The 18,675-nt window shown below is 64.5% G+C and carries 17 protein-coding genes; 10 read left to right on the top strand and 7 right to left on the bottom strand.

Features of this window, described 5'->3' with window-relative positions; translation table 11 throughout:
• Window positions 1–232 precede the first annotated feature (232 nt).
• The 5 genes from M1E17_RS11135 to M1E17_RS11115 all read left to right on the top strand — a co-directional run bounded on the left by M1E17_RS11135 (window position 233) and on the right by M1E17_RS11115 (window position 7,164).
• On the top strand, window positions 233–1,921 hold the full coding sequence (locus M1E17_RS11135; protein ID WP_457967419.1) for a thiamine pyrophosphate-binding protein: 1,689 nt from the start codon (window positions 233–235) through the stop codon (window positions 1,919–1,921).
• A 27-nt stretch (window positions 1,922–1,948) separates the two neighbouring features.
• A complete protein-coding gene (locus M1E17_RS11130) occupies window positions 1,949–3,133 on the top strand; it encodes an alpha-hydroxy acid oxidase (RefSeq protein ID WP_457967417.1) in 1,185 nt (394 codons plus the stop codon).
• A gap of 49 nt (window positions 3,134–3,182) precedes the next feature.
• Complete coding sequence (locus M1E17_RS11125) at window positions 3,183–4,631, top strand: FAD-dependent oxidoreductase (protein ID WP_457967415.1); 1,449 nt, start codon at window positions 3,183–3,185, stop codon at window positions 4,629–4,631.
• A gap of 53 nt (window positions 4,632–4,684) precedes the next feature.
• Window positions 4,685–5,866: an FAD-dependent monooxygenase gene (locus M1E17_RS11120; protein WP_457967413.1), complete on the top strand. Its 1,182-nt coding sequence runs from the start codon at window positions 4,685–4,687 to the stop codon at window positions 5,864–5,866.
• Between the two features lie 128 nt (window positions 5,867–5,994).
• Window positions 5,995–7,164 (top strand): FAD-dependent monooxygenase, encoded by a 1,170-nt coding sequence (locus M1E17_RS11115; protein ID WP_457967411.1) that lies wholly within the window; start codon window positions 5,995–5,997, stop codon window positions 7,162–7,164.
• Between the two features lie 19 nt (window positions 7,165–7,183).
• Here M1E17_RS11115 and M1E17_RS11110 read toward each other — a convergent pair whose 3' ends face one another.
• Entirely contained in the window at window positions 7,184–8,626 is a 1,443-nt protein-coding gene (locus tag M1E17_RS11110) for an aldehyde dehydrogenase family protein (RefSeq protein ID WP_457967409.1), read from the bottom strand.
• A 220-nt stretch (window positions 8,627–8,846) separates the two neighbouring features.
• Between M1E17_RS11110 and M1E17_RS11105 the strand changes: the two genes are divergently transcribed.
• On the top strand, window positions 8,847–10,031 hold the full coding sequence (locus M1E17_RS11105; protein ID WP_457967407.1) for an integrase catalytic domain-containing protein: 1,185 nt from the start codon (window positions 8,847–8,849) through the stop codon (window positions 10,029–10,031).
• Window positions 10,032–10,254: 223 nt separating this feature from the next.
• Here M1E17_RS11105 and M1E17_RS11100 read toward each other — a convergent pair whose 3' ends face one another.
• The 6 genes from M1E17_RS11100 to M1E17_RS11075 all read right to left on the bottom strand — a co-directional run bounded on the left by M1E17_RS11100 (window position 10,255) and on the right by M1E17_RS11075 (window position 16,036).
• Entirely contained in the window at window positions 10,255–11,157 is a 903-nt protein-coding gene (locus M1E17_RS11100; protein WP_457967405.1) for a sulfurtransferase, read from the bottom strand.
• Between the two features lie 82 nt (window positions 11,158–11,239).
• Entirely contained in the window at window positions 11,240–11,857 is a 618-nt protein-coding gene (locus M1E17_RS11095; protein WP_457967403.1) for a CGNR zinc finger domain-containing protein, read from the bottom strand.
• A gap of 56 nt (window positions 11,858–11,913) precedes the next feature.
• The gene (locus tag M1E17_RS11090) at window positions 11,914–12,702 is read right to left on the bottom strand and encodes an enoyl-CoA hydratase/isomerase family protein (RefSeq protein WP_457967401.1); all 789 of its coding nucleotides are present in this window, start codon (window positions 12,700–12,702) and stop codon (window positions 11,914–11,916) included.
• Between the two features lie 53 nt (window positions 12,703–12,755).
• Window positions 12,756–13,970, bottom strand: coding sequence for an alpha/beta fold hydrolase (locus M1E17_RS11085; RefSeq protein ID WP_457967399.1), 1,215 nt, complete (start codon window positions 13,968–13,970; stop codon window positions 12,756–12,758).
• A complete protein-coding gene (locus M1E17_RS11080; protein ID WP_457967397.1) occupies window positions 13,971–14,693 on the bottom strand; it encodes a flavin reductase family protein in 723 nt (240 codons plus the stop codon). It abuts the gene before it with no gap.
• A 173-nt stretch (window positions 14,694–14,866) separates the two neighbouring features.
• Window positions 14,867–16,036, bottom strand: a complete 1,170-nt coding sequence (locus M1E17_RS11075) for a thiolase family protein (RefSeq protein WP_457967395.1) — start codon at window positions 16,034–16,036, stop codon at window positions 14,867–14,869.
• 285 nt (window positions 16,037–16,321) lie between these two features.
• Between M1E17_RS11075 and M1E17_RS11070 the strand changes: the two genes are divergently transcribed.
• From M1E17_RS11070 to M1E17_RS11055, 4 genes are all read left to right on the top strand, one after another.
• Window positions 16,322–16,645, top strand: a complete 324-nt coding sequence (locus tag M1E17_RS11070; protein WP_457967393.1) for an alpha/beta hydrolase — start codon at window positions 16,322–16,324, stop codon at window positions 16,643–16,645.
• A gap of 219 nt (window positions 16,646–16,864) precedes the next feature.
• Window positions 16,865–17,191 (top strand): helix-turn-helix domain-containing protein, encoded by a 327-nt coding sequence (locus tag M1E17_RS11065; protein ID WP_457963641.1) that lies wholly within the window; start codon window positions 16,865–16,867, stop codon window positions 17,189–17,191.
• Window positions 17,188–18,042 (top strand): IS3 family transposase, encoded by an 855-nt coding sequence (locus M1E17_RS11060; RefSeq protein ID WP_457963640.1) that lies wholly within the window; start codon window positions 17,188–17,190, stop codon window positions 18,040–18,042. Before M1E17_RS11065 ends, M1E17_RS11060 begins: the two co-directional genes overlap by 4 nt.
• A 114-nt stretch (window positions 18,043–18,156) precedes the next feature.
• A complete protein-coding gene (locus M1E17_RS11055) occupies window positions 18,157–18,657 on the top strand; it encodes an alpha/beta hydrolase (RefSeq protein ID WP_457967391.1) in 501 nt (166 codons plus the stop codon).
• Window positions 18,658–18,675: the final 18 nt, after the last annotated feature.

Here is an 18,675-nt window from a genome sequence, read left to right as displayed (position 1 = left end):
GGTGCACCGGGAATCCCTTCCTGGTGTTGATGAAATGCGTCGATTTTGACGTTCGTACGCTATACGGACGGATTGTACGCATTCCGTTATTTAAACTATTGTGGTGTGTGTCACAGTTGTCAAGCGGATCGGGAGTGCCCTGCCGACGACGTCGCAGGCCGGTCGTCCTGGTCACGCGGTTGGACAACGGTCTAGTGCAGAAGCACGAGAGCGACACGAAGGGATGGCCCCCATGACATCGGCGGGGATCACCGGGAATCCGACGGACGCCGGCGGCGTGACAGTGGCCCGCAATACCGCCGGCGTTATCGCAGCCACGGCGGTTCGGCTTGGCGCCACGCACCTTTTCGAGGTGATGGGCGGGTCGAATATGCGCGTCGTGCACGCCTTCGAGGACGCTGGCGCCGCCCTCCACCACTTTCGGCATGAGAATGGCGCGGTCGGCGGTGCCGACGGCTACGCACGCGCAACCGGCCAGGTCGGCTGGACGAGCGTGGTGCACGGGCCCGGATTCACGAACGCGCTGACCGGGCTGCGGACCGCCGTCAAGGCGCGCAGCCCCGTCGTGCTCATCATGGGCGACGTGATGAGCACGCCGGCCCGCAATGCTCCTTTCGAGGTAGGAATTCAGGGACTCGCCCCCGATGCGCTGCTCGGCGAGATCGGCGTCGCAGTGGTCCGCGTAAGTGCCGCGACAGCCGCGCAGGACACCGTGTCCGCGTATCAGGCCTCCCTGCATGGGCGCGTCCCGGTCGCGCTTATCATCCCGCACGGCATCGAGTCACTGCCGAGCGAGTCCGACATCGAACCGGCCATCGCCAGGCTGTCAGGTCCCTCCGGTAAGGTGCAACCCAAGGCGGAGGACGTTGCCGCGGCGGAGCGCGCCATCCGCGGGGCTAGGCAGATTGTGCTTCTCGCCGGTCGGGGCGGCAGCGCCCCGGAGACGGCGAAGCTCCTCGAGCGCCTCGCGGAACTGACGGGGGCCTACCTCGCCACCTCGGTCAAGGGCATCGGCATCTTCAAGGACTCCCCGGCGAACCTCGGCATCTTCGGCGGCTTCACCTCCCCCGAAGGTGCGCGGATCATCCGCGAGGCGGACTGCGTCCTCGCCGTCGGTGCCAGCCTGAACTACATCCAGACCCGTCGCTCCACTCTCCTTTCCGGCTCCCAGGTGGTCCAGGTCGATGAGGACCCCCTGGCCTTCGGCAAGTACGACCGTGCGGACGTCCCGGTCCTCGGCGACGCCGCGATCGTCACCCGGGAACTCATCGCCCGCTTCGAGGCGGAGCCGATGGTGCCGGGGCGTCCGCTGCCCACCGCACCTGCGCAGACAGGATCCAGCTTTATCGATGTCTCCGCGCCGGCACAGATCGACCCCCGTGCGCTCGCGACCGAGCTCGACCGCCTCCTGCCTGCCGAGCGGGCCGCTGTCATTGACGGCGGCCACTTCACGGTCTGGCCGATCGCCTTCATGCATCATCCGAGCCCCGACTCGCTGATGTGGACCTGCGACTTCGGCGCGATGGGCTGCGGCCTCGGGCCAGCCATCGGTGCGTCCATCGGACGCCCTGATCGGCTGACAGCACTCTACATCGGCGACTGCGGCCTGTTCATGTCGCTGGGCGACCTCGAGGTCGCAGCCAGGGAACGGATACCGATCCTCGTCATCTGCTTCAACGACGGTGCCGCCGGGTCCGAGATCGTGCTCTCTGAGATCGCTGGCCTTCCCGCCGACGAAGCGATCTTCGGCGTCTCGGACCTCGCGAAAATCGCGGCGAGCCTCGGTACGGAAGCCGCCGTCATCTCAACGGTGGCTGACCTCGAACCGGCGCTCGCCGGCTGGGACCGCAGCGGCCCGCTCTTCCTCGACTGCCGGATCACGCGTGATGTCCGCTCACCGCTGTACGCGCAGTACATCTGAGGATAACGGCAGAGCGAGGGAGTGACCATGAGAAACGGCACCGTACCGCCCCGCGGGCTCGAGCTCAGTCACGCCGTCAACGTTGAGGACGTCCGCGCGATCGCGAATCGGCGGCTGCCGGCGGCGGTCAGCGACTTCATCGATGGCGGTGGTGAAGGTGAAATCACGATGCACCGTAACCGGCACTCCCTGGATGCGATCATGTTCCGCCCACGCGCACTTTCCGACGCGTCCACCCGGACGCTCGCGACGACCATGCTCGGCACACCGGTGTCGGCGCCTCTCGCCCTCGCACCGGTCGGGCTCGCGGCGCTCGCGCACCCGCTTGGCGAGCGGGCGGCCGCACTGGCGGCCGCTGAGGCCGGGATCGTCTCGACCCTCAGCTCGAGCTCCTGCTGGAGCCTCGAAGAGGTGGCGGAGGCGACACCGGACGCGCCGAAGTGGTTCCAAATCTACGTCTGGCGAGATCGTGGCATCACCAGCGAGGTCGTCCAGCGGGCGAGGTCCACCGGATACAAGGCGCTCGTTGTCACCGTCGATGTGCCCGTCGGAGCACGGCGCGAGCGGGATCTCCGCAACGGCTTCACGATCCCCCCACGCCCCACCTGGCGGCACACCGGCGATGTGCTCGGGCACCTGCCGTGGGTCGCCCGCTTCGGCTGGGACGAGATGTTCGGGCATGGGCTGACGATGGGGAACTTCGGCGGCAAGACCGCGGTGACCCGGCGCATGGCATTCATGGAACGGGTCAATCAGCGGTTCGATCCCGGCATGACCTGGGACGACCTCGAATGGCTGCGATCGCTCTGGGACGGCCCGATGGTCGTCAAGGGAATCACGAATGAGCGTGACGCCGCCGAGGCGGTCGCTCGAGGCATCGACGCCGTGTGGGTCTCCAACCATGGCGGGCGCCAGCTCGATGGGCTTCCCGCGACGATCGACGTCTTGCCTGCTGTCGTCGACGCCGTGGACGGCAAGGCCGAGGTGTACATGGACGGCGGCATCCGCCGAGGCAGCGACATCGCCAAGGCACTCGCACGCGGCGCCAGGATCTGCATGATCGGACGACCGTACATCTACGGCCTCGCTGCGAAGGGACAGGCCGGCGTCACGAAAGTGATCGAGCTGTTGAAAGAGCAGCTCGACAACACCCTCGCGCTGCTCGGTTGCGCCTCCGTGGAAGCGCTCGACCAGGACTGGCTGCGCAGCTGACGCGGCGGAAGGCCCCAGGACGTTTCCGATGGACGATGGAAGTTCGACTATGACCGCTCTCTCTCCCGACGGGCCTGCTGTCGACCAGCAGGCCGACGTCGTCGTGATCGGTGCCGGCGCCTCCGGCCTCTCCTGTGTGATCGAGGCCGCGGGGCGCGGTGCGCGCGTGACAGTCATCGACGCGGCGCCGAGCTTCGGCGGGACCGCGTCCGGTGCGGCCGGCGGCACCTGCATCGCCGGTTCCCCGCTCCAGGATCGGCTCGGCGTCGTGGACTCCGTCGGCCTTGCGCTCGAGGACTGGATCGCTTGGGGCGGCGACTCGGTCGACGTCGAATGGGCGCAGCGCTACCTCCTTGCCGGTCGGGATGTGTTCTTCGACCACCTGTCAGTGCTGGGGGTCAGGTGGATCTCCATCCACCCGCACGAGGGCAACCGCGTGCCGCGATGGCATCGTCCGGAGGGGGGAGGCAAACGCGTCATGTCGCTGCTCGCCCAGCATGCCCGTGCGCTGCCGAACATCACGTGGCGCTTCGGCTACCGTGCGAAGGAGCTCGTCCGCACCGGCGGGCGGATCACGGGCGTCATCGCCGTGAACGGGGATCGAACGGTCGAGCTCTCCGCGCCGGCGGTCGTCATGGCGACCGGCGGTTTCAACAACAGCGCCAAGCTCGTAGCGGTGCACGCCAAACAGGCGGCCGGAGCAGAGCGCGTGCTCCTCGGGGGCGGACCGGAAGCGAAGGGCGAGGGTCTTCGCATGCTCGAGGCAGTCGGCGCGCAGTTCACGGAGCTTGATTCGGTGTGGATGTACCCGTATGGGACACCCGACTACCTAAAGCCAGGAACCGATCGCGGCCTCGCTGTACGCGGGGCAGACGGCGAACTGTGGATCAACGACGAGGGCAACCGATTCCACGACGAAAGCCTGCGGGGCGGGGCGAGCGGGACCGTTGCGCTCCTCGCCCAGAAGGAGGGCCGGGCGTGGTCCGTATTCGACGCGGGCGTCGCGTCGGGGTTGATCCTAGCCGATCCGTACTACGTCGACGGCAACAAGGTCATCCGCGATCGCGTGGCGGAGTTCCTCCACTTATCGCCCTACGTCGAGTCAGCCCCGAGTGCCGCCGCGCTCGCTGACCGCATCGGCGTCGATCGGAGCAATCTGGAGGCCGCCGTCGACGACATGAATAAGGCCATCGCCGCCGGCCTGCACCGGGACCCCGACTTCGGCAAGCCGCTCGACGGCCTAGCCCCGCTTGACCGAGCCCCGTTCTATGCGGTGCGCCTGCACCCGATGGCGCGGAAGAACCTCGGCGGCGTGCACACCGACCTCCACTGCCGCGTCCTCGACAGCGAGGGTCAGCCAATCAACGGACTGTTCGCATCCGGTGAGGTCGCGGGGATGGCCGGCGGCCACATCAACGGTCACGCCGCGCTGGAAGGCACAGCCTTCGGGCCTAGCCTGTTCAGCGGCATCGTCGCCGGGCGGGCAGTCGCCGAATGACGAATGGGCGTGTCGCATCCGGCGCGCATCGAATGAAGAAGGGAAGCGGAAGGATGACTTCAGGCAAGCGGGTTTTGATCGTCGGGGGTGGTGTCGGAGGGCTGTTCCTCGCCAACGCGTTGATGGCACAGGGCATCGAGGCGGTGCTGTACGAGCAGGCGTCTGCCTTCGGCGAGGTCGGGGCCGGCGTATATCTCACGCCTAACTCGGTCCGCCACCTTATCCGGGTCGGTCTCGGTCCCGCGGTCGAGGAGGTCGGCGCCCTCGTCAAAGAGGACTCGCGGTACTACCGGTTTGACGGCAGGGAGATCGCCCCAGTGCAGGTGGCGGATCCGAGCGGATGGAACGCCACCTATGGGATGCATCGGGCGGACCTCGTCGAGCTGCTCTGTCGCCGGCTGCCGTCGGGGGTCCTCCACACCGGGCACCGCGCGACGGGTTTCAAGCAAAACGGTGACGTCGCGCGGGTCAGCTTCGAGAACGGCGAGGCGGCAGAGGCCGACATCGTGGTCGGTGCGGACGGGATCCACTCCATCCTGCGGCCGATCGTCCATCCCGAGAGCAAGCCGGTGTTCTCCGGTACCGCCGTATACCGGGGCCTGGTCCCCCGCGAGCTGCTCGACGGATGGCGACCGGACGTCTGGCAGATGTGGCTCGGTGCAGGCAAGCACTTCCTGTCCTTCCCGGTGCGCCGCGGCGAGCTGATCAACTTCGTCGGCTTCGTGCCGGCGCGCGGCATCATGCGGGAGTCCTGGACGGCGCCCGGCGACCCGGACGAGCTGCGGCAGGAGTTCGAGGGCTGGGATCCAAGGATCGCCGGCCTCCTCGCACACGTCGAGTCCACGTTCCGGTGGTCGCTGTACGACCGCGATCCGATCCCGGTGTGGACCAAGGGGCGGCTCACGCTGCTCGGGGATGCCGCCCACCCGATGCTGCCCCATCTCGGCCAGGGCGCGAATCAGTCAATCGAGGATGGAATGGCGCTCTCGCTCCTTCTTGGGGGAAGCGACCCGGTGGACGCCCCCGCCGCGCTCCAGACCTACGAGTCGCTGCGCCGCACGCGAGTCGCGGAGGTCCAGATCGGCGCGAGACAGAACGGCATGCGGTACGACTCGATGGAGGGCGATCTTGAGCAGAGGGATGCGGAAATCAGGGCCCACGCGGAATTCCGACGCGAACTTTACGGCTTCGACGTCGTGCAGCAGGTGACCGAAGTGCTGCAGGCGCCACGATGACGGTGACCGGCGTCCGAGCCGGAACCCGTCGCCGTGGAGGGGCTATTCCACCGGTTTCGCGCTCCATTGCAACCATCGCGTGACTAACCATAAGCTGATGAAAAAGTATGAATAATCAAGGAGACACCATGCGCGTCGCGATCATAGGAGGCGGCATCGGCGGCCTGACGGCCGCGATAGCGCTTCGGGATGTCGGCATCGAGGCGGTCGTCTACGAGCAGGCGCAGCAGCTCGGCGAGGTGGGCGCCGGGATCGGGGTCGCGCCGAACGGGCTGCGCGTTTACGAGCGGCTCGGGCTCAGGGACGCGATCGAGTCCGTCGCCGCACGCTACGGGGACGGATCGGTCTACTACCGTGCCGATGGGACGCTCATCGGCGAGATGACCACCTCCGACAGCTCCGGCCGGTACTTCACTCTGGGACTTCATCGTGCCGATTTCGTCGGCGTCCTGATGTCCGCCCTGCCGGAGGGGGTGGTCCGTACGGGGCACCGCCTCATACGCCTCGAGGAAGGCGAGGAAGGTGTGCTTCTCGAGTTCGCTGGCGGCGTCACGGAGACAGCCGATCTCGTCGTCGGCGCAGACGGGATCCACTCGGTCGTGCGCGCGGCCGTGACCGAGCCCGCCGATCCCGTCGCCTCGGGCTCGATCGCCTACCGGGGGCTGGTGCGCGCGGACAGGCTCAGGTCCTGGACACCCGGCATTGCCCAGCTCTGGATGGGCGAAGGCAAGCACTTCCTGACGTATCCGGTGCGTTCAGGGGAGCTGATCAACTACGTTGGATTCGTGCCCAGCGGCGAGCGTCTGCGCGAATCCTGGTCGGCACCCGGCAACGTCGAAGCACTCCGCGCCGACTTCGCGGGATGGGATGACCGCGTTGAGGGGCTTCTTGAGAAGGTCGAGCAGACCTTCTGGTGGGGCCTGTACGATCGCGAGCCGCTCCAACGCTGGTCGACGGAACGAGTCACCCTCCTCGGTGATGCCGCCCATGCGATGCTCCCCCACCTGGGCCAGGGGGCGAACCAGGCGATCGAGGACGCGATGACGCTCGCGGTCCTGCTCGGGGCTGCGGCCGCCAGTTCGTTCCCGGAGGCGCTCGCTGAGTACGAGCGGCTCCGCCTTGATCGCACGACGCGTGTCCAGAGCGGCGCTCGCGACAACGGTCTGCGCTACGACTCCGGCTACGAGGACCTGAGGCAACGCGACGACGAGATCAAGAACTCTCAGGCGTTCCGCCGCTGGCTCTACGACTACGATGCGGAGGCAGTGGCGCGCGAGCGCGTGTTGACCGTCGATTAGTGTGAACGGCGCTGGATCATCAGTCCAGCGATGTTTTGATGAAGACGGCCTGCGGCTCGGTGAAGAACTCCCGGCTGAAGTTTCCGCCCTCGCGCCCGATGCCAGAGTACCCGGACCCTCCCATGGGTGCGCGTAGATCGCGGACCTGGTAGCAGTTCGCCCACACGGTCCCCGCCCTCAGCCGGGACGCGGCGGTGTGGATGCGGGCCGCGGACTCGGAGAACAGCGTGCAGGTCAGCCCGTAGTCGGTGTCGTTGGCAAGTGCGATGCCCTGGTCGAAATCGTCGAACGTGGAGACGGTCGCCATCGGGCCGAAGACCTCTTCGCGCCAGACGCGGCCCTTGCGCGAGACGTCGGCGACGATGGTCGGCTTGAACGTCCAGCCCTCCCCCGGCCCGCCGCCGAGGACCGTCCCGCCTTCGGACTGCGCGAGCGCGAAGTAGCGGGAAACTCGGTCGAACTGCTTCTCCGAGGCGAGCGGGCCGAGGTCCGTCGACGGGTCAAGCGGGTCGCCTACGCGCAGTTGTGCAGCCTGTTGCGCGAAGCGGCGCAGGAACTCGTCATACACAGAGCGTTGGACGAGCACGCGGGTGCCGGCAAGGCATACCTGTCCGGTGTTGTTGAAGACTGCCCTGGCAGCGGTAGCCGCAGCGAGGTCGAGATCGGCGTCGTCGAACACGACGGACGCACCTTTGCCGCCGAGTTCGAGTGTGACAGGCACGAGATTCTGCCCGGCGGCTGCGCCAACGAGGCGGCCGACGGCGGTCGATCCCGTGAAGGTGATGCGGTCGATCTCCGAGGAGTGGATGAGTGCATCCCCGATCACCGCTCCCCGGCCCTGGACGACGTTGAGCACTCCCGTGGGCCACCCCGCCTCGAGCGCAAATCTCGCCACGAGGTAGGCGGATGTCGGGCTGTCCTCCGCGGGTTTCCAGACGACAGAGTTTCCCCAAGCCAGCGCGGCCGCGATCTTCCACACGCCGAGCATGAGCGGATGGTTCCAGGGTGAAATCGCGACGACGACACCCGCGGGCCGGTAGGCCGTGAACGCATGGAAGTCGGAGCCCATCGGATAGACCTCGCTCGTAGAGAGCGAGAGGTGATCCGCGAAGAAGCGGATCATCCCGACCGCTCTCGGGACGTCGAAGCTCCGCGCGGCGGCCAAGGGACGCCCTATGTCGGCCGTCTCGGCCTGCGCGAGCTCCTCGGCGTGGAGTTCCATCCGGTCGGCGAGCGCGTGCATGAGCGCGGCGCGCTGACGTTCCCCAAGCCGGGACCAGGCGCCACTCTCGAACGACGACCTCGCCGCGGCGATGGCGTCCTCGGCCTCCCTGGCGCCGCCGGAGGCGAGCGCTCCCTGCGGCGACCGTGTCCAAGGGTTGACATTTTCGAGCGTCGAGTCGTCGTGCGACGCGCGCTCCTGTCCTGCGATGAGGTGGGGGACGAACGAAAGACCGGACATGGGCGCCTCCTTGCGATCCTGGCCTTGGTTCAGTTGGTCGATGCTTATCCCAGTGATCGCTATCCTAACCGACCCGTGTGTCGGCGGAAGAGGCCGCGTTGACTCATAGAAAACCTCCGCGTAGCCGGATACGTTGCCTCATTTGAAAACCTCCGCGTAGCGGCGTGGTTCGCGGTGGTGGCAGCGGATTGGGGCTATGCCCGTTTTCATGGAGCTAACGATGATCCAACGGCAGGCTGTGACGAAGAAGAAGGCTCTCGCTTACAAGACGGCGGATCGGGCGGGGAAGTCCCGGATCTTGAACGAGCTGGTCGAGCTGACCGGTTGGCACCGCGATTACGCCCGGGCGGCTCTGCGGGGCGCCTTGGTCCTGAAAGTTGTCAGGCCCAGGCCGGGCCGGAAGCCCGTGTACGGCCCTGATCTGCTGGACCCGCTGATCAGGTGCTGGGCTGTGTTGCGTGCCCCTGCCGGCAGGCTGCTGGCCCCGATGCTGCCGGTCCTGGTACCGCTGCTGCGCCGGGACAAAGAGCTGGTGATCACCGACAGGCAGGCTGATCTGCTGATGCGCATGAGCGCGGCGACGATCGACCGCAAACTCGTCGGTGAACGGGCGAAACTCTTCCCCCGGGGACGGTCCCATACCAAGCCCGGCACCCTCCTGAAATCCCAGATCCCGGTCCGGACCTGGGCCGAGTGGGACGACGCCGTCCCGGGATTCGTGGAGATTGATCTGGTTGGACATGAGGGCGGCAACAGCTTCGGGGAGTTCTGTTTCACCCTGACGGTGACCGATATTTCCACGGGCTGGACGGTGAACCGGTCGGTGCGGAACAAGGCGGCCAAATGGGTCTTCGAGGCCCTCGAACACGTCATCGCGGTGTTCCCTTTCCCGATCATCGGGATCGACTCGGACAACGGCTCCGAGTTCATCAATGAGCAACTGCTCGCTTACTGCCACGCACACCAGATCACCTTCACCCGGTCCCGCCAAGGCAACAAGAACGACGGCGCCCACGTGGAGCAAAAGAACTGGGCAAGGGTCCGGGAACTGGTCGGCTACCTCCGCTACGACACCACCGGGGAGCTCGGGAAACTCAACGAAATCTGGGAGCTGGACCGGCTCTTCACTAACTACCTGCTGCCCCAGCAAAAACTCATTCAGAAACAACGGCACGGCGCAAAAGTGACCAAGAAACACGACGCGCCGGCCACACCCCACCAGCGGGCGATCCGGCACGAGAAGATGCGTAAGCGCCCGATCATCCGGATGAATGCCGCCTTCAAACAGATCAAACCCGGCAGCCTCTCACGCCAGATCCTGGCACTCACCGCCCAGCTGGAGACCCTCTCCCGGGCAAAGAGTCCCGCCGCCGTCAAACCTGTCAACAGGGCTTGGAACAGCTAACAAGCCGGAGGTTTTTCAATGAGGCAACGAAGCACTCAGCCGGAGGTTTTCAAATGAGGCAACGAATCACCCTTGCCGGAGGTATTGCAATGAGGCAACAGGGAGGCAATGCAGGACCAGCACTGCGCCCTGGAGCAGCAACGCAGACTTCTAGGTGTGTTCCTCGGCAGCCAGCTGGTCCGGTAGACCGGCCATCTATGGCTCCGGAGAGACAGTAGCCGGACTACTCACCCAAACCGGAAACTCCATTGCCTACCGCTATGGGAGCCCGAACAGCGTTGCCCCATTCGGTCCATGAGCCGTCGTAGTTCCTCACCCTGTCCATGCCCAGCAGGAAAGTCAGGGCGAACCACGAATGGCTTGAGCGCTCGCCGATGCGGCAGTAGGTGATGACGTCGTCGTCGGCTCGAAGGCCTACTTCGCTGAAGTAGATCTCCTCAAGTTCCCTCCGCGGCCGGAACGTCCCGTCGTCGGAAACGGCCCGCGCCCACGGGACGTTGCGCGCCCCGGGGATATGGCCGCCGCGGAGGACCCCTTCCTGCGGGTAATCGGGAATCGACGTGCGCTCACCCGTGTATTCCTCAGGGCTGCGGATGTCTATCAGGGGTAGCCCGATGTGTTGCTGGACGTCATTCTTGAAGGCCCGGATGGAGGAGTCGTCCCGAGTGACCACCGGATACAGCGCTGCGCTCCCGGCCGGCGCCGGCGCTGTTTCGAGCGGCCGGCCTTCCGAGATCCACTTTTCCCGTCCGCCGTCGAGCAAGCGGACGTCAGGATGGCCAAAGAGACTGAACACCCAGAGCGTATAAGCCGCCCACCAGTTGTGCTTGTCACCATAAATGACAACGGTGCTGTCCCGTGAAATACCGCGGGACGTCATCAGATGGGCAAATTCCTGCCCCGTCAAATAGTCGCGCATCACCTGGTCGTTCAGGTCCGTATGCCAATCAATTTTCACGGCCGACGGTATATGGCCCACTTCATACAGCAGCGGATCCTCGTCAGACTCCACGATGACCAGCCTGGGGTCGGCCATTTGCTGCACAAGCCATTCGGCCGTGACCAGCCTGTCGGAATGTGCGTACTCTGCGATTCGGTCAGAATTGTCTGAAGGTAAGGCGTGCATTGAGGTCCTTTGATGGGATTGATGGCCCGTCAGCGAAAAGACCTTCCCCTGCCAACCTGTTCATCCAGGAACAGGTGTGGGGTCAATTCACGAGCTTTGATTCATGTTTTCGCGCCCGGTGCGCTCGGAGATTCGCCGGGTTGCCGCAGATTTTCACGTCATGCCAAACGCCGCTGTTGTTGCGTGAACGGTCAAAGAACGCAACCCTGCATTTTTCGCTGCGGCATAGTTTGAGCCTGTGCCAGGTTCCTGCAAGCTGGGCCTGGAAAATCTCTGTCATGGCCAGGGATTCAATGTGCCCGGCTCCCGCTCCCTGCGGTTCTGCCTGGACCGTTCCATTGGATTTGAGCTTTAAGGACGTGGCGGTTGTCCAGACTGTGGGGAGGGCGTCGACGTCGGAACTGACGACGGCGGCAGGGTCGCCTTCGGCGTTGAGCGTGCTGGCAAGTTCATCACGAAAGTAGCGCAGATGTTCCAGGTCGCGTTCGGTAAGTTTGACGTCGACATAGCGCCTGCCGGTTGCCAGTGCCCACTGTTTCAGCCCCGCATCCACCCAGGCTTGGGCGGGCCCAAGGACAAGCAACAGATCGGACCGTCGCGGCTTTCCAGCGGATTTCGTGTTGAGCAGGTCATGCACAAAAGCGAGCCCGCCAGGAGCACTTTCCATGTCATAGCGCCGCGTCGCGTTCCAATCGCTCACTGCATCCCCTTTCGCCAACTTTTAGGGCACCTGGCCAACCACTAGCTTAAAGGCCTTCAGCGTCCCTGAAATTCCAACACGGGCCGCGGCCGTCCCGCTTTCATGGCTTCCACTGCCGAATTCAGCCCCACCTGGGTGTCTTCGCGCTCAAACAAGGGCATGGCGATATCAAACATCGCTTGGTCTGCCGCAGCGACGCCGCCCAGGGACCAGGTCCTCAGGAGCGCCTTGTGTGCGGCGTAGGCCCGCGTGGCGCCGGTGGCGATCCGCTGCGCGAACGCCAAGACTTCCTCGCGGAGCTTGTCCTCGGAGACCACGCGGTTCACCACTCCGGCGCGGCTCATTTCCGACGCCGGTACTTTCTCAGAGGTCATGGCCCATTCTGCTGCCCGCGCCTTGCCTGCCCTTTCTGCCACCCGGTAGATGCCGCCCAGGAGGGTAACGATGCCAAGAGTCTGCTCCGGATGCCCGAACTCCGCTGACTCTGCGGCAAAGATGAGGTCGGCCCGCAGAGCCAGTTCAAATCCGCCTCCGAAGCAAAGGCCCTGGACTTCGGCAATGACCGGCATCGGCAGCAATTCAAGCTGGTTGAAGACTGACATGTAGCGCTCAAACAAGGCACGCAGTTCCCTTGTTTCGGCGCCCGGCCACGTCATGATGTCACCGCCGAAGCTGAAGTCCGGGCCTTCAGACCGAATGATGACCGCACGGGCGTCACTGCTGCCGATGGCGGTTATGGCTTCGGAAAGCTCGTCCGCCATCTGAAGGTCAATTCGGTTCTGGGGCGGATTGTCCAGGACGATGGTGGCAATCTGGTCCTGGACGGTGAACGTCAGGTGGGTCATTGGCTTAGGCCCTTTCGTGGAGGAAGAAGTTGTGTTCCGGCTGAGTGCAGGATTCAGTCGGCGGAGTAGAAACGGGATTCACCCACGGCCTTCCCGATCCGCTTGCCGAGTTCAGCCGAAAAGCGGAGTGCTGCGTCGAGCGGGCGGTGGTGGATGGCGGCTGAGACGATCTGACCGTTCTCGTCCTTCGTGAGGACGGTGACTCCGTAGAGCTTGAGTCCTCCGAAAGCCGTCGCCTGCCACTCAAGATAGGTTCGCGCACCATTAGTGGTTTGGTGCATGAACTCGAGGGACTCGTAGATGGAGCTGGCTGCGCTCATCGCCGTTTTGACGTTCTCCCGGCCCGTGATCGGTGACCGGATGACAGACGCTTCAAGGACAACGTCGCGGTGGAAGGCCTCGCCAAAGTCGTCCGCGGACTTGCTGGCAAAGGCGTTGATCCAGCCTTGGGCGCCGGCTGCGCCAGGCGCACTGGCAGATCCTTCCGAAAGTTCGTTGAGGAACCGCCCGATGAGTGCGGCCACGTTCTGGGGCTGCTGGACGTGGGGCCAGTGGCCCGCCGCGCTGAGTACCTCCTCCTGCACGTGCTGGAACCGTGGCCTGACTGCTGAGGACACCAGGTCGGCGGTGGCGAAACCGTCGGCTTCACCGCGGATTATTAGGACAGGTGAGCTAAATTCACTCTTCTCCGGGGCGTCCGGAATCCCCTCGTTCCAGCAGTCAACAAGGTGGGTAACAACTTCCGGGCGGATGCGGCTGCCTATGCGTGTGAGCTTGTCCAGCCCGGATTCGTTCAGCCCGCCGCCCAAGTACATCCGAACCCCGCGCTGCGCTTGTATATCCCCACCAAGATGCCGGAAGGAACCCACGGCTTCCTCCGGAAGGTGTGTCCCTGCCAGCGGCACGGGCGTGAGGAAGACTGCGCCCAGCACCTTGTCCGGGTGCCGGATACCCACGAGCTCGGCCACGAGCGTGCCCATGCTTTGCGCGACGAGTACTACGGGGCTGTCCAGCCCGGCAACGACGCGAGCGACGTCGTCGGCGTACCGCTGCAGGCTGTAGGGGCCCGCATCCGCGCTCCGGTCCCCCATCCCTGCCAGGTCCAGCCTCAGCAACTGGGCGTCCGCGGTGGCGAGTTCGGAGACGACGTCGTCCCAGACACTCTGATCGTCCAGGAATCCGTGGATGAAGAGCACGGCCACATTGCCGCTGCCAGTCACCTTCAGGGAGGGATCCTGCTCCTGCAAGTGCTCAATTACGGTGGTCATTTACTGCTCCTTGGTGAGGGTGGATCCGGACGCCGACCAGGCTGCCGTATTGATGGGCGACCAGTCATCCGGCTGGCCGTCCAGGCGTGCCATGCGCTGCTTGTGCTTGGACTTGAGGAGGTCCTCCTCAAGGGGCGTGGTGAACACGTTTTCAACCAGGGTGTATTCAGCCGCCAACCTGCCGACGGCCGTGACCGCCGCAGTGTCAATCCGGCCTCGGTCCAGGTAAAGCTCATCCTTGACGTGGAACCGGACCACTTCGCCCCAGACGACGTGATCGTTCATGTCGCCCACGGGAATGATGCGGTTAACGATGCATTCCATCGCGATAGGTGCGTCTTTGATCCTGGGTGCCGTCACGGCCTGCGACGCCTCTTTTTCGAGCCCTACCGCCTCAAACTCGTCGATTCCCGAAGGGAATTCGAAGGCAGAGGAGTGCAGGGCGTGGGCCTGCGGAAGCGTGGCCACATTGACCACAAAGTTCCCCGTGTCGCGGATGTTGACGAACGTGTCCTTGAGGGTCCTGCCGTCTGAGCGTGGCTGCAGCGAGATGGACACCATGGGCGGCTTTCGTCCCACCGCCGTGAAGAAGGAAATGGGGGCGAGGTTGGCCACTCCGTCTTCGGAGATGGTGCTCACCCAAGCGATCGCCCGGGGAATGATGCTTCCGATGAGGAGTTTGTAGGAGTCGACGGCGTCGAGATCTGCACTGTTGATGATCATGGAGGGCCTGTATCTTTCCCTGTCAGTATGTGGGGGCGTTCCGGAGAGGAAACGCGACCTGAGGCTGCATCGGCGCGGCCTTCGGTGGTGGAAGTGTTAGAGCTTTGAAGAATCAGCTGAAGTAAGCGTACCTATTTTGCCTATGTCATTCAAGAGGTCTGATCAGAATTCGCTTAGCGCTCCAGCACAACAGCGAGGCCCTGCCCCACCCCGATGCAAATGGCAGCAACTCCAACCCCTCCCCCGCGGCGCTTCAGCTCCCGCGCCAGGTGAATCAGAACCCGGGCCCCGGATGCTCCCAGCGGGTGCCCCAAAGCCAGCGCACCACCGTGAATATTCACCTTCTCCGGATCCAGATCAGGCCACAGCCGCAGGCATGCCAGGCTTTGGGCCGCAAACGCTTCATTGAGCTCCACCACATCCACGTCCGCCCAGGTCTTCCCCGCCCGGGCCAAGGCCTGGTTGGCAGCCTCCACGGGCGCAATGCCGAAGATGTCCGGATCGTTGCCGGCCACTCCACGTGAAACGACACGCGCCAGGGGTTCCGTGTCCAGGGCGCCCTCACGGCCGATGAGCATGGCTGCTGCCCCGTCATTGAGCGGAGACGAATTGCCTGCAGTGACGGAACCGCCGTTCCGGAATGCCGGAACCAGGCCGGCCAGGGCCTCCCCTGAGGTGGTCGGCCGGACACCCTCGTCGGTGAGGAGCTGTGAATCAGGGGGGGCCACAACCTCGTCGTCGTAGATGCCCTCGGACCAAGCCTTGGCGGCCAACCGATGGCTGCGGACCGCAAACTGGTCCTGTTCCGTCCTTGAGATGCCGAACTTGTCGGCGAGGTTTTCAGCCGTTTCCCCATTGGAGATGGTCCAGGCCTGGTTCATTTTCGGGTTGACCATGCGCCAGCCCACCGTCGAACTGTGCAGGGTTTCCGGGCCGGCAGGAAAGGGCCGCTCGGGTTTTGCCAGGATCCAGGGCGCCCTGCTCATGGATTCGACGCCGCCGGCGACCACCAGGTCGGCATCGCCGATCTCCACCGCCCGGCTCGCCTGGATGGCAGCCTCGAGGCCGGAACCGCACAACCGATTGACCGTAACGCCAGGCACCGACGTCGGAAGCCCGGCCAGCAGCGCAGCCATGCGCGCCACATTGCGGTTATCTTCCCCAGCCCCGTTCGCGTTGCCCAGAATCACCTCATCGATCCTGTACGTTTCGAGCCCCGGCTGCCTGCCCACCACCTCGCGGATCACATGGGAGGCCAAATCGTCGGGGCGGATGCCCGCCAATGACTTCCCGAATTTTCCGAAGGGGGTACGGATTCCGTCGTAGATGAAGCTGCTTGCCATCGTTCTGCCTTTCGTCGTGCAAGGTGAAGGAAATTTTTGGGCGGGGGCCGGCCCGCGGCCGTGAGAGGAGCTTACGCCTAAAGTCGTTGCAAGACATAGTCTAACGCTGTACGCTTATTTCACATCTTGCATCCGCAGAGGGCTGGGGCTTCCCGTTGGAAACCGGGACTCCAGCCCTTCACCACCACGCAACTGATCCGTTCCAAGACTCCCCGCGGCGCGCGGCGTGGTTCCCGCGGTTTCACACCCACCCGGCCACGAGCGCTGGAGAGAAAAGAGAGACTCATGGCAGAACGACTGGATGTTGAATTCACCGCCGAGGGTGGCATCAAGCTTCGTGCTTGGCTCTACCTCCCGGATGGGCCAGGGCCGCATCCCGCCATCACCATGGCCCATGGCTATGCCGGCACACGCGCCCACGGACTGGATGCCTATGCCTCCCGCTTTGCCGACAACGGATTTGTGGTCTTGGTCCACGACCACCGGAATTTCGGCGCCAGCGAGGGCGAACTCCGGCACGACATCAATCCCTGGCAGCAGATCAAGGACTGGCGCCGTGCGGTGACCTACCTTGAGGGCAGGCCGGAAGTAGACGCCTCCCGCATCTGAACTGCTCCCCGGAAGTTGGACTGAGAAATTCAGTTCCGACTCCCGGGGAGCAGTTTTATGCGTGCAAGTAGTTCGTTATCCAAGGATCAGCGCGAGGCCGCTGTAGCGTGGTTTGAGAAGGGCATCGCCGATAGGGCCGCGGCGCGGTTACTGGGTGTGCCCCGATCGCCGGTCAGGGATCTCTATCGGCGGTGGAGGATCCATGGTCAAGGAGCGCTGGTGACTAAGCCGACAAAACAGTCGTACTCTTTCGACTTCAAGCTCGCCTTAGTGGAACGGTTCCTTGCGGGTGAGACTGCCCCGGATCTGGCGGCGGAGGCTGGCTTGTCTTCGCCTGTGTTACTGAAAACGTGGGTGCGTGCGTATCGTCGCGAGGGCGCGGACTCATTGCGCCCGAAGGCTAAAGGCAGACCCCGGAAGCCTGACGCCCCACCGCCCGCGGAGATATCCGAGCTGGAGCGGTTGCGCCGTGAGAACGAACGGTTGCGGGCAGAAGTGGCCTATCTGGGAAAATTGCGGGCCTTGAGGGCCCAAAAACAACGGTGAAGGTCCATGCTCTCATCGCCCTCAAGGCTGACTTCCCACTTCCGGTTCTGCTGCAGGTCTCAGGTCTTGCCCGATCGACATTCTTCTATCACCAGGCCCGTCTCCAAGCCCCTGACCCGCAAGCGGAACTCAAGAGCGCAACCACGGAGATCTTCACGACCAACCACGGCCGGTACGGGCACCGGCGCATCCACTCTGAACTGCTCAAGCAGGGCTGGGGGATCGCGAAGAAGACCGTGCTGAAGCTGATGCGTGTGCTGGGGCTGGTGTGTAAGGTCCGGCGGAAAAAGCGCTACAACTCCTACCAAGGCGGACAGGGCACTGTCGCGCCGAACCTGCTGAACCGCAAGTTTGACGCCACCGCCCCAAACCAGAAGTGGGTGACCGACGTGACCGAGTTCAGCGTCGGCGACCGGAAGCTTTACCTCTCACCAATCATGGACCTCTTCGACCGGCAGATCATTGCCCATTCAATCGGCACATCCCCGAGCCTGGCGCTCACCAACGCTGCGCTGCAGCAGGCCCTGGCCTGTCTTCAGCCCGGTCAGCAGCCACTCGTCCATTCCGACCAGGGCTTCCAGTACCAGCACACCTCGTGGCGGAACCTGCTCCAGGGCGCCGGCGCGGTCCAATCGATGTCCCGCAAGGGCAACTGCTACGACAACGCCGTGATGGAGAATTTCTTCGGCCACCTCAAGGAAGAGCTCTTCCACAGGGTCCGGTTTATCAGCACCGACGCACTGACCGCGCAACTGAACGAGTACATCCATTGGTACAACACCAAAAGGATCTCGACAAAGCTCGAGGGCCTGAGCCCGGTGCAATACCGTGCCCAGGCCCTCGCGGCTTAGGATCTAATTTGGCCAGTCCAACTATCGGGGCCCAGTTCAATCGGCCTGTGGGGGTCCAGCTATTCCGGCGGGCACGCCCTGGTTCTCGGAGCAACCGAACAGCGGCTCAGGGCCGTGGTCTCCCAGGTACCCGCCATCAACGGCCATGTGGCCGGTTCCCGGCGTGCGATAGGCGATGCCAAGACGGCGCTGGAACAGTCCTTCGTGGACGACGAACGGGACCAGGCCGCCGGTAAGGCACCCAGAATGATCGCGGTGGTGAGCAGTGACCCAAGCCAGGCTGCCGCGTACCGGCTGCCCTCCGCCGTCGCCTTCTATACACAGCCCGGCCCGGAAGAATTCGGCTGGGACAACACCGTTACTCTGCAGTCCACCCGGGCAGCGCGCCTCTACGAGCCCGGGGTCTGGGCCTCACGGGTGTCACCCAAGCCGCTGCTTTTCATCGTGGCTGAGGATGACGAACTGACCGGCACTGACCTGGCCCTGGAAGCCTACGAACAGGCCCAGGAGCCCAAATCCCTGGTGATGCTTCCGGGCGGGCACTTCGAGCCGTACGTCGAGAACTTTGAAGACTCAAGTTCCGCCGCCCTCAGCTGGTTCTTGCAGCACCTCTAAGCCACCACTAACTTCAGG

The organism is Arthrobacter sp. D1-29 (genome assembly GCF_054130585.1).
Note: the sequence above shows the minus strand (reverse complement) of the source record. Positions and strands in the feature narration are given on the sequence as shown.